Source organism: Vibrio sp. 1727 (genome assembly GCF_033344415.1).
GTDB lineage: Bacteria > Pseudomonadota > Gammaproteobacteria > Enterobacterales > Vibrionaceae > Vibrio > Vibrio alginolyticus.
Genome location: NZ_JAWPOT010000301.1, coordinates 1 through 678 on the forward strand (window position 1 = coordinate 1; position 678 = coordinate 678).

Here is a 678-nt window from a genome sequence, read left to right on the forward strand (position 1 = left end):
CCATCAACACTGGTCCCTGCTCTGCGCCATGATATCCCGGTTTTTGTTGGCTCATCTAAAGAACCAGAAAAAGGTGGCACGTGGATTCGTCATCAAGTCGAAAGCTCACCGCTGTTCCGTGCTCTCGCTCTGCGTTGTAATCAAACGATGGTCACTCTGCGTAGTGCGAACATGTTCCATGCGTACGGCTTCTTAGCAAAAGTATTTGAGATTTTAGCCAAGCACAAAATTTCGGTAGACCTTATCACCACATCAGAAATCAGTGTGTCACTCACACTGGATCAAACTGATACCTCAGGAGGCGCACCACAACTTCCTCAAGCAGCACGAGAAGAGTTGGAAGAGTTATGTAAGGTCGAAGTAGAACATAACCTTTGTTTGGTAGCCTTGATTGGTAACAAGATGAGTGAACGTAAAGGCTATGCGAAGCAAGTGTTTGGTACGCTAGAAGATTTGAACTTACGCATGATCTGTTATGGAGCAAGCCCTCATAACCTGTGCTTCCTTGTGAATGAGTCGGTGGCGAAGCAAGCCATTCAGAAGCTGCATACAGAGCTCTTCGAACAATAACATTGGTTTGTATCCTCAAGTGACCACTACCGTGGTTCAAAAGCATAACGTGGTTTTTGAGGGAACAACGACAAATTAAAGGGCTGCACATTGGCAGCCCTTTTTATT

1 protein-coding gene is annotated in these 678 nt (G+C 45.6%); it reads left to right on the forward strand.

Translation table 11 applies throughout. The features are described from left to right. The coding region (locus R8O10_RS25370; RefSeq protein WP_412035176.1) for an ACT domain-containing protein at window positions 1-570 on the forward strand (570 nt) is incomplete at its 5' end. Window positions 571-678: the final 108 nt, after the last annotated feature.